The organism is Comamonas testosteroni ATCC 11996 (assembly GCF_000241525.1).
Taxonomy (GTDB): Bacteria; Pseudomonadota; Gammaproteobacteria; order Burkholderiales; family Burkholderiaceae_C; genus Comamonas; species Comamonas testosteroni.
Genome location: NZ_AHIL01000032.1, coordinates 134,688 through 148,749, shown reverse-complemented (window position 1 = coordinate 148,749; position 14,062 = coordinate 134,688). Strand labels below are relative to the sequence as shown.

The 14,062-nt window shown below is 57.9% G+C and carries 11 protein-coding genes and 1 pseudogene; 4 read left to right on the top strand and 8 right to left on the bottom strand.

All coding sequences use genetic code 11. The annotated features are described in order from the left end of the window. The first annotated feature begins 50 nt into the window (after positions 1-50). Both CTATCC11996_RS14020 and CTATCC11996_RS14015 read left to right on the top strand, forming a co-directional pair. Positions 51-1,145, top strand: coding sequence for a porin (locus tag CTATCC11996_RS14020; RefSeq protein ID WP_003077207.1), 1,095 nt, complete (start codon positions 51-53; stop codon positions 1,143-1,145). Between the two features lie 280 nt (positions 1,146-1,425). Then, a complete protein-coding gene (locus CTATCC11996_RS14015; RefSeq protein ID WP_034349181.1) occupies positions 1,426-1,770 on the top strand; it encodes a DUF4148 domain-containing protein in 345 nt (114 codons plus the stop codon). A gap of 276 nt (positions 1,771-2,046) precedes the next feature. Here CTATCC11996_RS14015 and CTATCC11996_RS25080 read toward each other — a convergent pair whose 3' ends face one another. After that, a complete protein-coding gene (locus CTATCC11996_RS25080; protein ID WP_003077205.1) occupies positions 2,047-2,856 on the bottom strand; it encodes an MBL fold metallo-hydrolase in 810 nt (269 codons plus the stop codon). Positions 2,857-2,944: 88 nt separating this feature from the next. On the opposite strand from CTATCC11996_RS25080, the gene CTATCC11996_RS25565 reads away from it, so the two are divergent. Then, positions 2,945-3,925, top strand: coding sequence for a GlxA family transcriptional regulator (locus tag CTATCC11996_RS25565; RefSeq protein WP_034349178.1), 981 nt, complete (start codon positions 2,945-2,947; stop codon positions 3,923-3,925). Between the two features lie 259 nt (positions 3,926-4,184). On the opposite strand, the pseudogene CTATCC11996_RS25950 reads toward CTATCC11996_RS25565, so the two are convergent. Continuing rightward, a pseudogene (locus CTATCC11996_RS25950) lies at positions 4,185-4,886 on the bottom strand (transposase family protein); the annotation flags it as partial. Between the two features lie 164 nt (positions 4,887-5,050). Between CTATCC11996_RS25950 and CTATCC11996_RS13995 the strand changes: the two are divergent. Then, positions 5,051-6,187, top strand: a complete 1,137-nt coding sequence (locus CTATCC11996_RS13995; protein WP_003077201.1) for an iron-containing alcohol dehydrogenase — start codon at positions 5,051-5,053, stop codon at positions 6,185-6,187. 18 nt (positions 6,188-6,205) lie between these two features. Here CTATCC11996_RS13995 and CTATCC11996_RS13990 read toward each other — a convergent pair whose 3' ends face one another. From CTATCC11996_RS13990 to CTATCC11996_RS13965, 6 genes are all read right to left on the bottom strand, one after another. After that, positions 6,206-8,632 carry an AI-2E family transporter gene (locus tag CTATCC11996_RS13990; protein ID WP_003077198.1) on the bottom strand — a complete coding sequence of 809 codons (2,427 nt, stop codon included), beginning with the start codon at positions 8,630-8,632 and terminating at the stop codon, positions 6,206-6,208. Positions 8,633-8,930: 298 nt separating this feature from the next. Then, the gene (locus tag CTATCC11996_RS13985; RefSeq protein ID WP_003077195.1) at positions 8,931-9,950 is read right to left on the bottom strand and encodes a patatin-like phospholipase family protein; all 1,020 of its coding nucleotides are present in this window, start codon (positions 9,948-9,950) and stop codon (positions 8,931-8,933) included. 133 nt (positions 9,951-10,083) lie between these two features. After that, complete coding sequence (locus CTATCC11996_RS13980; RefSeq protein ID WP_233506467.1) at positions 10,084-10,797, bottom strand: sensor histidine kinase; 714 nt, start codon at positions 10,795-10,797, stop codon at positions 10,084-10,086. Positions 10,798-10,953: 156 nt separating this feature from the next. Further along, entirely contained in the window at positions 10,954-11,715 is a 762-nt protein-coding gene (locus CTATCC11996_RS13975) for a response regulator (protein ID WP_003077190.1), read from the bottom strand. 207 nt (positions 11,716-11,922) lie between these two features. Continuing rightward, positions 11,923-12,765 (bottom strand): HDOD domain-containing protein, encoded by an 843-nt coding sequence (locus CTATCC11996_RS13970; RefSeq protein WP_034349177.1) that lies wholly within the window; start codon positions 12,763-12,765, stop codon positions 11,923-11,925. 66 nt (positions 12,766-12,831) lie between these two features. Continuing rightward, on the bottom strand, positions 12,832-13,980 hold the full coding sequence (locus CTATCC11996_RS13965; RefSeq protein ID WP_236597860.1) for an alpha/beta hydrolase family protein: 1,149 nt from the start codon (positions 13,978-13,980) through the stop codon (positions 12,832-12,834). Positions 13,981-14,062: the final 82 nt, after the last annotated feature.

Genomic DNA, 14,062 nt, shown 5'->3' with positions numbered 1-14,062 from the left:
AAGCCACGCATGCAAAAAATACTGAATGACATTAAAAATTGGAGACATTCATGCTGAAGAAGGTAGCGAGCGCCATTGCGCTTCTGGGGGTGGGAGGATTGGCACACGCACAATCGTCCGTACAGATTTACGGCATCATGGACACGGCCGTCGAAACCATGAACAACGTGGGCGCAACCAAGTCCAACCTCACACGCATGCCCAATCTGACGGGCAGCGTTCCATCACGCCTGGGCTTTCGCGGCCGCGAGGATCTGGGAGGCGGATTGAGCGCATCCTTCACGCTGGAGATGGGTATCGGCCCCGACAGCGGAGCCCTCAACCAGGGCGGTCGAGGTTTCGGCCGCCAGTCCTTCGTCAGCCTCAATGGCCCCTGGGGATCGCTGGGTCTGGGCCGTCAGTACACCATGCTGTTCTGGTCCGTGCTGGATGCTGACGTGATCGGTCCGAGCCTGCACAGCATGGCCAGTCTGGACAACTACTTTCCCAATGCGCGTGCCGACAATGCGATCTCTTACAAAGGCACGTTCTCGGGCCTGACGGTGGGCGCAACCTATAGCTTCGGCCGCGATGCCGTCAATGCGGGCCCCAGCCCTGGCGGAACCAACTGCGCGGGAGAAAGCAGCACCGACTCCAAGACCTGCCGCGAGTGGTCGGCCATGCTCAAGTACGACACAGGGGCATGGGGTGCAGCATTCGCCCATGATGAGCTGCGTGGCGGTCCCGGCGCTTTCGCGGGGCTGACCAGCAGCGACAAAGTCGACAAGCGCACCATGCTCAACGGCTATGTGAAGCTTGGTGGCGCCAAGATTGGTGGTGGCTATATGCGCCGCAAGAATGACGGCTATATCGCATCGCCGCGCAACGACCTGTGGTTTGTGGGCGTGACCTACCCCCTTGGTCAATGGACCGTGGACGCCCAGTACAACCAGCTCAAGTACAAGGACAACGCGGACAAGGGTCAGTTGCTGGTACTGCGCGGTACCTACAACCTGTCCAAGCGCACTGCGGCCTATGCCTCGCTGGGCTATATGAAGAACAGCGGCAATGCGGCTTTTGGAGCGAGCAGCGCTCAAGCTGGTGGAACACCAATGCCGGGTGTGAACCAGACTGGCTTTGGCATGGGCCTGCGCCACATGTTCTGAGGACAGAGCACAAATAGAGCGAGTGCGGGTAGCCTGGTGGCCTGCACCCGCTTTTCAAAAAAGGCGGCAGTCCCCCTGGCGGGGCTCGTTCACCAAGATAGACCGGACATGTCTATCTGCCTAAGGGCCGTTAAGGTCGGCATGAGAAGAAGCTGACAACAATGTCACCGCGCTGTCCCGCTTCTGTTGGGGTCGGATTCCTAAGATCCACACATCTCCTCCTTACCTTTCTCAAGGCCTGGGAGATTGTGTTTCACCGACTTTCTTAGGAGCTACCAAAATGTCTCAACGTCGTCTCTCCCTCGCATCCGTATTTGCAAGCGCAGCAGCAGTAGCTGTACTGGCCATGCCGGGGATGGCTTCGGCAGCCTACGAACACCCAGCCAATAACGAGCAAGGCGTGACTATTCATCCGGAACATTTTGTGAGCCAGAAAACACGTGATCAAGTCAGGGCCGAAACTGCAGATGCGATGAAAAACGGCCGCCTGTCGTATGGAGAAAGCAACTACCCCAACTTTGCCCCCCCTGCAGGTCCCGGTAAAACACGCGAAGAAGTGATTAACGAATTGCTGCGCGAATCTCCAGCAGCGCGGGAAGCTCGTTTGCAGTCCATCGCTCGCTGAGGCCTATGGAGGCCTTATTGGGGCGCCGGTCTTCCTTGACCAGCATGCGGATCTGAGCGCTGGCAGCAACTGCCCCGTTGCTGCCAGCCGAGTTGAGATGACCAATGCTTGAATTGCCAGCATCACCCAGTTCAAGTTTTTATCCGCTTCCTTCAATTGCTCATCGCCCCACAGGCGACGCCCCTGAGCTGCTCTTGAAGACCAAGTTCCAAGCGGCCATACATGGAACTTCTCACGTCACACGCGTGCGGCACCTTCTCTCAGGAAGTGCCCTTGCTAGTCAATTGCGGCAAGACTGACTTTATAGCGACGACACTGCCCATCTTCAGGCACCCATACTCGATCAGCGACACCCCGATCTTGAGCGAGAGTTCGCACTTCCTCTCGCGTAACTGGGCAATGATCCAGAGCTTCAAGATGATTCACCACTAGCTCGCCAGGCCAGCAACTTGCAGCTTCCATTACATCTTTGGCATCCATAAGGATATCGCCTCCCAGATCGAAGCGTGCTCCGCCTGCAGGCAGGATGGCGATATCGGGTCTCAGCCTATGCAGGCAGTCACGTACTGCTGGAGTAAGCAAAGTGTCGCCGGCCACATAGACACTAGGTTCGCCAGGCAGTTCCAGCAGGTAGCCGTGACCATGCTCCATGAATCGCCCGACCCACCCTTTCCCATGTACACAGAGGATTGGGGTAATGTGGCCACCGAGACTCCACAACTGGCGCTCCTGAGCACTCAACGACTCTGCATTGAGTCCCCGCTGGCAAAGGTACTCCGCATCACGCGGCATGCAGAACACAGGGATCTGTCTCTCACGTAGAAAGCGCTTACCGATGCGATCCAGGTGATCGAAGTGTCCGCGCTGGCAATGGGTAATAAGCGCATGCGTCACTCGTTCAAGCACGGCCTTTGAATTCGCAGGCAGTTCGACGATTGGATTGCGCTGCCGCCCACGTCCCAGATAACGCAATCCGGGCAGACTTCCGCGAGGGGCGAGCATTGGGTCGACAAGCAGACCAATGCTCCTGCCTTGGGCCTCAAACTCTAGAACGATAGTGGCATTGCGTAACTGGGTGATCTGCATGAAAAACTCGGAGGTGGAGGAAATGCCTCATTCTTCCGATATGCCTCTGCATGGAAAATGGCAAGACTAGTCAGTTAATTACCAATTCATGCCAGATTCCACATCTCAAATGGAGCCATTCCGCCTTGCATTGCTGCTGTATCCCGAATGCATGCCGGCTGGCCTATTTTCTGTAGCAGATATGGTGCGAGCCGCCAACCTGCGCGCAAGGCGTATGGTGTGCGACGTGATCTGGGCAGGAGTAGATACAACACCAGTCACAACCTGGCAAGGACCGTCGATAGCTCCGAAGACCTGCCTACATGCTGTGCACGCGGACGCAGTGGTGGTACCAGGCCTGTGGCTATCGTCTGCAAATGACCTGCGAGCCCCATTGCAGAAACTGGCTCCGGTGATCCGAGCATTGCGGGAATTGCCCAAGGAAACCCAGGTGTGGAGCTATTGCGCAGGAGTTCTGCCAGTTGCTGCAAGCGGGAGGTTGCGTGGGCAACGTGCAACGGCGACGTGGTGGCTGCGGGAATCATTGCAAGCCAGCTTTCCAGGCGTTGAATGGAGCTTTGATGAGCCAATGATCATCAGCGAAGGCTCGTTGACGGCTGCCGGCGCTCACGGATATCTGCCGCTCGTGCAGCACATGTTGACCAAGAGGCTAGACCCCACTGAGCTTCGAGATCTACAAAATCTACTAATGCTGCCACGCCCTGCAGTGTTGCATGCCGCATTTGCCAATCTGGAACTCATTGCTCTGACTGATGAGTCTCTACGTCATGCACAGATGATTGTGCAGCGCAGCCCCGCAGGCGAGTTGCGCTTGCCTGCGCTTGCTGCCCAATTGCATATCTCTCCACGAACATTGGCACGGCGAGTGCATGAGCATACGGGTCTGGCAGCAGCTCAGTGGATGCGACGCATCAAACTGCGCCAAGTGGCCGAAGCGCTATGTGAAACCCAGCAGCCACTCAAACGCATTGTCGATGACCTTGGCTTCGCAAGTGAGGCGAGCCTCATCCGGGCATTCAGACAAGCTACCGGCATAACGCCTGTGGCGTATCGTATGGTCCATGCCTGAATGTCCACTCCGATTGAACTGGCCACGGCCGACCAGTCCGCTGGCTGTGACCGACTGGGTTCGACCACTGGCGCTCAACTTGAATTGCGACTCAGCGACTGCTTGCGTGGGTGTCACGCATGCGGCTCGCTTAGGAAACCTTTGCATAGCTCCCACACGCATGTGCTTGCGCATGCGTTCCAATTGCGGCAGCATCCCGGCCCATGCTGCAATCTGATCTGGGCCAGAACCTTTTCACCAAGAGCCGCTCACGCTCCTCATCCACGAAGCATGGACAGATGATTGCAGCAGCCGGTTTCAGCAACACTTCGGGTATCCAGCCGCCTTTCAATGCCAATTTGCCGAGTTGCAGATCTCGACTCCTCGCCTAGCAAACCTGCAAGTGATACCGCGCAACCTCAAACAGGCACGGCAGCGCCTTTTGTCGTAACCTTTGTCGTCATGAAGCTTTACCGTTCGTTTGCGTGACCGCCCCGGCAGTTATGCAACGGCTGCATTGCATCCAGATACTTCTCGAACGTCATGAAGTCGGCCTATTGGCACTCCTGACGAAGATCACCAGCACTGGTGCCTCTGGCATCTCCTACGATGTGTTGTTTGCAGCCGATGGATTTATGCCCGTCTCCTGCCCACCAGGAACTTGATGCAGAGGATTCATCGATGCTGGCTCGACCCCAGTCAACCTGGTCATGTTCGCTCAGCCGCACCAGCATCGCCAGATGCAGCTTCTGCCAGACACCGCTCGCAAGTCATACTCCCACCGTAGCCCAAAACTTGGGGGATATCCTCCAAAGAAACGCCTGTTTGCTGCACAAACAGGATGCCGTCGAGAACGGCTTCATTGCACACAGAGAGCTTACATATACCGCTTTTGGCACAGGTGCGAAGGCTGGTATTAGGGCTGCAGCCATCGCCACAGTTCTTTGTTAACGGATTGTCTTGCCATGAAGGCATGAAGCATCAGCGCTTCAAGTTGGCATCGAAGAGGATGGCGTTATCGTCTCTACCCTGTCCCCTGAGAGACGATTTTTCCCACCCCCTAGGGTTTGCTGTCTTTGCGTGGCAGCATTCGGCTTCTAGGCTTCTAGATTGCCAAGACTCCTCTTTCTACTGAGCAAGCAGAACATGGCCTTCATCAATTACGTGACACAGATCCAGTTTGACTTTGGCGCCGTGCAAATGCTGCGCCAGGAATGCGAGCGTGTGGGTATCAGCAAGCCGCTGATCGTGACCGACCCCGGCGTCATGGCTGCAGGGATTTTGCAAAAATCCATAGATGCACTGGGTGGCCTGCCCCATGCCGTATTTGACCAGACTCCTTCCAACCCCACTGAAGCGGCAGTACGCGCTGCGGCTGAAATCTACAAAACCCAGAACTGCGATGGATTGATCGCCGTGGGCGGTGGCAGTGCCATTGACTGTGCCAAAGGCGTGGCAATTGCGGCTACGCATGAAGGCCCGCTCTCGTACTACGCGACGATTGAAGGCGGCTCGCCTCGTATTACGGAGCGAGTTGCTCCGCTGATTGCCGTACCCACCACCAGCGGCACGGGCAGCGAGGTAGCGCGTGGTGCGATCATCATCGTGGACGACCATCGCAAACTGGGTTTTCACAGCTGGCATCTGGTGCCCAAGGCTGCCATCTGCGACCCCGAGCTCACCTTCGGCCTCCCCCCCATTCTGACGGCAGCAACCGGCATGGATGCCATAGCCCATTGCATGGAAACCTTTATGGCCTCGGCCTTCAATCCACCAGCCGACGGCATCGGCCTGGACGGGCTGACCCGGGGCTGGGCACATATCGAGCGGGCCATGCTCAATGGCAACGATGCAGAAGCCCGCCGCCAATTGATGAGCGCAAGCATGCAAGGGGCCATGGCTTTTCAAAAAGGGCTGGGCTGCGTGCATAGCCTCAGTCACAGCCTGGGCGGCATCAACCCACGCCTGCACCACGGCACGCTCAACGCCATGTTTTTGCCCGCAGTCGTGCGTTTCAATGCCGAAGCCGAAAGCGTTCAGCGCGAGGACCGTCTCAACCGCATGGCGCATGCCATGGGTCTCAGCAGCGGAAGCGATATCCCCGACGCGATCCGAGATATGAATGCCCGCCTGAATCTGCCATCGGGTCTGGCTGCCATGGGCGTGGAGCGTGCACAGTTTGATGCAATCATCAGCGGTGCGCTCAAGGACCACTGCCACGCCACCAATCCACGACTGGCTTCCGCACAGGACTATGAGCAGATGCTCAGCACCTCGCTCTGACAGACTGCACACAAGCGCTCAAGCCTCAACGACAGGGCCCTGCTTGAGCGCTTCACGCACATCGTCCATCAATTGCCTCGCCATGCCGCTGAGCACCTCGAGCTCATCGTCGGACATGTTGCGAGGCTCGTCATCAAGTATGGCTAGGCAGCCCAGCACATTGCCTTTTTTGTCCACCAGAGGCACACCCGCGTAAAAGCGCAGCTTGAGGCTATGCACCACCGAGTCGCTTGCAAATCGGGGGTCTCGCGCCAAGTCCCCGACCACAATGGCCTCTTCTTCATACACGACATACGAGCACACCGTGCCATCACGAGGGAAGCCTTGTTGAGCTCCCTCTTGCGCTGACAGCGGCAGCAGACTTCCCGGCGCAAAGACACGTTCAGCATCCACCCAGGAAACTTGAGCCCACTTGGTGTTGAAAGCGTTCACGGCCTTCTTGGCCGTGTCGCGATACAGCGCTGTCAATGCTGGTGCCAGCACTCCGCTTTCATGCAGCATCTTGACGCGCTGCTCATCGTCATCGGGAATCGGAGCAGCAATCACACACTCGCCGGGATCTCCAACCTGCATGGCCTCTACCCACAGATGCAACTCCCGCAGACTGGTCACGCAGGCCTGCGCTCCTGTCTGTCGGGCAAACTCGGGGTCAGCTGCCACGGCTGGAGCATTCCACAGGCACAGCACCACCCGTGCGCCCGGCCAATGGCGACGAATGCGCCGCACAATGCGTCTCGCCATGCTTTGTGGCTGGTGATTGAAAATCGACAACACCAATAGATCCGATTGCTTCACGGCCTGAACCCACTCGCGATCCGCCAACAAGCCATTGGCATCAAACTGCAAGGACTTCGAGTCCGGGGCAAGTGCCCATCCGGAGCAGCTAACCTCATGACCATGCAAGCTCTCTGCGTGGGCCACCATGGCTGCGCCCAGGGCATCCACCTCCCAACGCACACCCGCGCAATGAATGCGCAGACATCGACGCTGATCACCTTCACCGGGAGCCGCCCGGGCATGCTCGCCACGGCTTCTGAATGCATATTGGTCCTGCAACTCCTCAAGCAAGGCTGCCATGCCATTGGACAGTCGCAAGCGATGTTCGGCCGTCGCCGACTCCAGATGCTGCTGGGTTGCAATACGCAGAGCAGGAATTGCAACCTCATCATAAAACCCGCTGACAGCATTGGCTCTGTCATCCTGGTTGGGCTTCGAGAGCAGGCGCTCCTCCACGGACTGTACGGCCATGCTGATGGCATCATCAGCGTCATCGGCCAGCAGACGCTGGTACAGCCGTTGCTGCGGCCCGAGAACAGGCTCGCTGCCCAGCAATACCTCCATGAATTTGAGCGAGGGAATGTAGCGCCCCAGCACCAGCAGGCACACAGTCAAAGGTGTGGAAAGAATCAGGCCGATCGGCCCCCAAAGCGCTGTCCAGAAGGTTGCGGCAACAATGATTGACAAGGTCGACAAACCTGTACTTGCGCCATATAGCCATGGCTCGATCACATTGTTGCTGATCAGCTCCAGCAGCAGAATCAGGCCCAGAGTCATCAAAAACATATCCCAGCTGGGATCGACTGCAAAGGCCAGCGCCAGCGGAAATACCGCAGACATCATCGGACCCACATAGGGTACAAAACGCATGATGGCACCCAGAACGCCCCAGAGAATCGCCCCTGGCACACCAATGAGCAACAAGCCCATGGCGAGTGGCACGCCATAGCTGACATTGACGATGAACTGCATGCGCAGATATTTGCCAATGCGCTGCGAGGCCTCATCCAGCGCATCGGTGGCCACATTGAGGTTGCCTCCCACCAGCCTAAGCAATCGATCCCTCAGTTCGTCCCTATCAAGCAGAATCAAAATGACAAACAGCAAGACGATTCCTGCGGTCGTCACCGGCTCGGCAATACGCCCCAGCCACTGCAGCATCCGCGTGGTGGGTTTGGACTCGGGAGGTTGAACCTCCACTTTCTGCACCCGCGCCCTGGCGTTATCCACGCTGGCAATCTCTTTCTCAACGGTGTTGTAGGTTTTGAAAACGCCATCCCAGGCGCTGGGCATGTTTGCGCTCTTGCGCAAACTGCGCAATTTGTCACGGATTGTCGATTGATAGGTCGGCAAGTCAGCGCTGAGTTGCTGCACCTGACTACCCAGATACATGCCCAGCCCTCCGAGCGCTGCCAGGGCAAAGGCCACCACCACGATAGCCGAAGCCATTCGCGGCAGTCCCCAGCGCTTGAGCCGGCTGACAGCCGGGTCGAGCAAGAAGCCGAACAGCATTGCCAGGGCCAGAGGAATCAGCATGTCCCGCCCGAAGTACAGAGCAAGGATCACGATGGAAGCAATCATCAGTCCGATGAGCAAGCGCAATGCCGGCAGCATTTCTGCCAGATGCACAAGCCCGGGAGCCACATTGCCCCTGGCACGTCTGTCCATGCCCTCCCACAAACCAGGCGCAGGCTGCCGGCCCTCTCCGGCCGAACCCGTCTCTCGCGAGAGAGTCTCGATTTCGACCGGCGCCCCCGCATAGGGCTTGGTGGGCGCAACCGCTCCAAAGTTGACCTCGGGGGAGGGAGACGACTCATCGGAAGGAGACTTCTCGTTTCGGTTCTCGGACATGGACATCGTTGGTGGACTACGGTCTGTGATTTTCGGAGTCAAAGTGTGCTCATCTGGAATTGCAACTGGCTCTGCCTCCTTCTGCTGTCAGGCTTTGTCTCAATTTGCAAGAAAGCTACAGCGCCTCGACCCGGCTCGGATCGGGTGCATGCAGCCACTCGGCAAACTCATCGGCCAGTTGCTGACTGGCCGACGTCGCCACATTCCAGGCCTTGGCACGCGCATCATGGTCGATGCCGTAACTCAGAAAGTCATGCCGGTCCGGCAACTTGCCATTGGGCAGGCGGGCCACCCATGCAGGGTCGGGTGCCAGTACCACCATCGAGTCCAGGTACGAGCTGGAGCCATGACGCCATTTCAGCCCTTTGTCCAACCAGCCAGGGATCACCGCTTTCTGGAAATGAGGATATAGCACCACCCCATCGCCGTGACGAGAGGCCAGATAATCCAGATGCATGTGATAGTCGGTAATGCCACCATCCCAATAGGCGCCCTTGGGAGCATCTGAAATGTCTTGCACGGCATCCAGCACGAAAGGGATGGAGCAACTGGCTCGCAAGGCATCCATGAAATTACTCTCCGTCAGCCGGGCCTGCGCAGACCGAATGTCCTCAACTCCAAAGGGAAGAGCATGCACGGCATCGTTTGCAGAAGAGGAAAAGATCACACGCTCCAGCAAGCAGCCCAATGCCGACCGATGCAATGCATTGCCGGCAAACGCGGCCGCATAGCCCAGTGGAGTGCGCCAGGACGATGCACGTGACAGCAGACCACGCCCGCGGGCGGCGATCACATGCAGCCTATAGCGAGGATTCGCCAGAACCTCGCTCACACGCCCCCCGTAAAAATCCTGTAGTGACTGAGCAAACCGCTCACTGACCAGCGAAGACGGCGTGCGCTTCTGCCCTTCGGGGGGATCAAAGCGCTGTGCAATATAGTCACGCTCCAGTCGCTCAAAGGCGTCCACTGGTGCGTCCAGGCAAGCCGTCGCCATGCGCCAGGCACCGATGGAAGCGCCAATCAGATCCACCGGCTGTGCGCTGGTCTGTAACCACTGTCCAAAAATGAAGCGATCCAGAGGTCCAAGAATCAAACCCTTGGGACCGCCTGCCGCCGCCGGTATGACTCTGACCATATCCGGCTGCAAGCCCCGCCGCTCTATAGACTGCCGCGCCTTTGGACCGGCATAGATTCGCAATGCTCTTGTGGATGACGTCATGTAGGCATTGTGCTTTCAAGCCCCGTTGCTCGCGATCAGCTCAGCGACTTCACCAGTTGAGCGAGACCGAGGTACCGCCGCCGGGTCGGGCTGAGATGCTCAGCTTCGCCCCCATGACAAGCGCTCTGCGGCGCATATTGACCCACCCCATGCCAGCAGATGCTACGCCCGGGATTTGCCTGCCATCAGCAGGTCTGACGGGCCCCGCATCCTCAATGCTCAGGCGAGCATGCACAAAGGAGGCATCTGAAAAACTTGAAGCACTTTTCCACCGTTCGTCGGCAGCCAGCGTGATCCAGAGTTCAAGCGCGTCAGTGTGCTGCAGCACATTGCTCACAGCCTCCTTCACCACTGCCATGATTTCCTCGGCCATGGCGCCGCATGGCAGGCTGCCGGTATCGCCAGACATCTCCGGGTCCCAAACATCCCAGTGCAGACTCATGCCTCGATGATCCAGCACGGGTTGCAGCCTGTGCCTGAAACGTGCCAGAAGGACACCCAATGGTTCATTTCGGCTATCCATGGAATCCACAATCAGCCGTAGATCGAGCAGGCATTGTTCTGCGTTGCTGCGAATCGCCGGGTTCGTGCCGAGATCGGTCAGGCTGATCAGCTGCACCAGCTGGCTGCCGACATCATCATGCAATGCCTCCGCTATGCGCCTACGCTCCAGCTGTACCTCTCTCGATGGACGTACGCTTTTACGTCTGCGCCACAGCACGCTGCGATATGCAAGAGGCAACAACCAGGCGACAGCCGCCATGCAGCCCCCCGCACCTAGCGCCGCAGTCCACCAGGCAGCTGAATTGAACACCGCTCCAGTCTGCAAAAGCAAGGGCAGCCACAGCAGCAGCTGAACACTCCACAGTAGCAGCTGCCAGACGTAGGACATGGTGAATGCGTTCACAGACGCTGGCGCCTAGAACCAGCCACGCAAGTAGGCGAAACGCACGGCTTGTGCTCGGGTGCGCACCTGGAGTTTGCGATAGATGTTCTTGATGTGCGTGTTGACCGTCATGGTGCTGATCTCCAACTGCGTGCCGATCTCTGCACTGGTATTGCCGCTGGCAACCATACGCAAGACCTCGCATTCGCGGCTGGAGAGCCTGTCGGACATATCAGAGCCCGGAATGGCTCCGGTGGCCGGCCGCTTGTCATACCGCTGCAACAGCCGCCTGGCGAGACTGGGGGTAATGGATGCACCGCCATTGACGACCTGCAGCACCGCTTGAGGATAGTTGCCAAACCAGGAGTTCTTGACCAGATAGCCGGTTGCACCCAACTCAAAAGCGTGCAGCACCTGCTCTTCCGTCTCCACCACCGAAACCACAATGACCTCGGCCTGCGGGCGCTGGCTTTTCATCACCTCAATCAACTCAAGGCCATCGTCAGCCCCCAGCTTCAGATCCAGCAACATGACATCAAACTCATGTTGACGAATGGCTTTTCTTGCATCCTTGAGGTTGTCCGCCTGCGCGACCACCATGGTGCGCCGATCATTCATGATTTCCTGCGCGATCACCATGCGTAGATGCGCATCATCGTCCACCAACAGCACTCTGACGGGCTTGTCGGGCTGCCCCACCATGTGATCGGGCCACATGGAAGGACTCCCCAGCTCCACAGCCATGGGTCGAAGCATCAAGGCATCACCAGAGTTGTTTGCACTGTTCGGGTCCATTTCTCTCTCCTGGCCAGAGTTGCTTGCCGGGGACTCAGGATGGTGCTCAAGACACCATATAGAAAAAAACTCCCCAGCGCGTCATTAGATAGTTTTTAGCAATTAAAACTGCAACTCAGCGTAAGAAAAAATGCAATTTGAGTAATCACGGTTTTCTGACGACCCTGTTCAAAACCGCCAATTCCTCATCACAATCGCCCAGGCGACCTAAAACTGAACATCCAGAGAGCCTGCCGCGTGCCAGTCGATAGATGCCTGACGCAGCACCATGTCGATGTCCATGCCCAGCGCCAGTCCAGTTTCAGCAGGGAATGTCACTGCCAGCTGGCGCTCACCCCAGTTAAGCGCGCGAGTCGATGCTCGCCAGACGGCCAGATGCAGCACCCCCGTCAAAGGCTCGAATACAGGCTGCTCCATCGGCGCATGCATGAACTGAAAGGCATCGCTGATCAGCTCTGGAAAATTCCACTGCCGCGCCAAATGGGCCGTAATCTGCCCCGAGCAATAGCCCATCAGCTGCATCTCCACCTGGGGGCGCTTGGGATGCATGGGCTCCAACAGCTCGGAAAGTCTGAAGAAAGTGTCTGGGTCGGCAGCCTGCAGCAACAGCTCTCCCAGGCCATGCAGCAGTCCCAACGTATATGCCTGCGAGGCGTTGGCCTGAACCGACATTGCAAGCGCGCGCGCCATGCGTGCCGTGTCCAGGCTGTAGCGCCAGAAATTCGCCAGACTCCAGCCTGCCGAGACATGAGATGCACTGACTGGAGCCGCCTTTTGCACCAATTGTCGCAACTGAACCGGCGCCAGCAGCACCAGTGCTTCGGGAATGCTGTGAACGCGTTGCCCCAGCAGATGCGCTGGCCCATTGGCCGCTGCCAGCAGACGAGCGGTCAAGACCGGATCGGTGGAAAACAATTGCACCAGACTGCGCATGCCGGGCTCTGGCTTGCGCAGTTCACTCGACAGCAGCGCAACGACGCGCGGCTGGCTTGGCAGCAATACATGCTGCTCCAGCAGAGTTGCCAGACTCAATGGTTTGACGCGGCTCATCTGGGTCAAAGGCGATAGCAAGGCTGTCGCCACCACGAAACGAACAGGAGTGGGCTCATAGGAATGTCAGAGCTTTTCATCTCTATTCAATTGCACAGGCTGGCCCATGACCAACTGGCTGGCAAGCTTGCGTGTCAGGGGTTGTAACACGGAAAAGTGATCAGCCCCCTGAACCGAGACGCAATGCAGCTGATTCGATTTTCGTGCGGCGCACATATTGTCAAGGCTGTTGATATTGCCGGGGCTCTTGCTGCCCTCGATGATCCACGTCGGACTCTTTATGGCATGCAGCCAGTAGACAGGCGAACGCAAGCGCTTTTCATCCGCCGAGATCAAACCCCATTTCACAGGCCAGCCATAGCCGCTGACCTCGTCCACAGGGCCAAACGCGAACACCCCCTGAACTGGCAACCCTGCCGTCGCCGTCAGCAAAGCCAGCGTGGCTCCGGTGCTGTGCCCACCGAGATAGATGCGTGCCGGGTCGACATAAGGCAGCTGTGCGGCCTGCAGGATGGCTGCAGCCACATCCTGCACTTCCCCCCAGAAATACTCACGCTGGCCGGGATTGTCATTGCCGCCGCGCAATGTGGGAAACAGCATTGCCATGCCAGCCTTGCGAAAAGCACTGGCGCTTTGGTCATTGGCGGCTGGCCCTTCGCTCCAGAAATCGTCCAGGCTATTGGTGTCTCCTCCCGTCAGCCAGACCATCAAAGGCAGCTTCTTCCCATCCCTGGGGTCCGGAGTGACAAAGGCATTGAGTTTCAGGTCCCCGCTCTGATAGCTCATGGAAACAAACAGCTGGGAAGGCGGCGTAGGCATCGGCTGGATGGGCGTATGTGCCGCCGCCAACAAGGCTGTCGCAATCTGTGTTGTCTTGCCCAAGCGAGCCTGCATCAGGTTCTGCAGAGCGATTTCACCAGAAGCGATCTGTTGCTCAACCACCTGCTCGATCTGGACCTGCTCCGCGCGCTGGCTCTCGTGCAGCTTGCGAGCGGCAGCGTGACGCACTTTGGCCGTCTCATGCTCTGCCATAGCAGCACGCGTGATGCAGCGCCGTTGTTGATCTATGTTGATGCCCTCTTCCTGGGCCTTGTCGACCTGGGCAAGATTGAGCTTGACGGTATGACAAAAGTCATCGCTCTCTGGCGCCAGGGATGGTGGCCAGGCCAAGGCTGCAGGCTGCTGGGCATGGGCCTTGTTTTTGATTTTGTCCAACGATATCCAGCCGCGCGATGCCATCTTGGCGCCGATAAAGACCACCAAAATTGCCACCCCTATGGCCGGCAGTATCACCCGC

Bases quoted from the DNA above. Each gene is read 5' to 3' on its own strand.
- CTATCC11996_RS14020 (WP_003077207.1), top strand. From the start codon at position 51: ATGCTGAAGAAGGTAGCGAGCGCCATTGCGCTTCTGGGGGTGGGAGGA.
- CTATCC11996_RS14015 (WP_034349181.1), top strand. From the start codon at position 1,426: ATGTCTCAACGTCGTCTCTCCCTCGCATCCGTATTTGCAAGCGCAGCA.
- CTATCC11996_RS25080 (WP_003077205.1), bottom strand. From the start codon at position 2,856: ATGCAGATCACCCAGTTACGCAATGCCACTATCGTTCTAGAGTTTGAG.
- CTATCC11996_RS25565 (WP_034349178.1), top strand. From the start codon at position 2,945: ATGCCAGATTCCACATCTCAAATGGAGCCATTCCGCCTTGCATTGCTG.
- CTATCC11996_RS13995 (WP_003077201.1), top strand. From the start codon at position 5,051: ATGGCCTTCATCAATTACGTGACACAGATCCAGTTTGACTTTGGCGCC.
- CTATCC11996_RS13990 (WP_003077198.1), bottom strand. From the start codon at position 8,632: ATGGACAGACGTGCCAGGGGCAATGTGGCTCCCGGGCTTGTGCATCTG.
- CTATCC11996_RS13985 (WP_003077195.1), bottom strand. From the start codon at position 9,950: ATGGTCAGAGTCATACCGGCGGCGGCAGGCGGTCCCAAGGGTTTGATT.
- CTATCC11996_RS13980 (WP_233506467.1), bottom strand. From the start codon at position 10,797: ATGGCGGCTGTCGCCTGGTTGTTGCCTCTTGCATATCGCAGCGTGCTG.
- CTATCC11996_RS13975 (WP_003077190.1), bottom strand. From the start codon at position 11,715: ATGGACCCGAACAGTGCAAACAACTCTGGTGATGCCTTGATGCTTCGA.
- CTATCC11996_RS13970 (WP_034349177.1), bottom strand. From the start codon at position 12,765: ATGAGCCGCGTCAAACCATTGAGTCTGGCAACTCTGCTGGAGCAGCAT.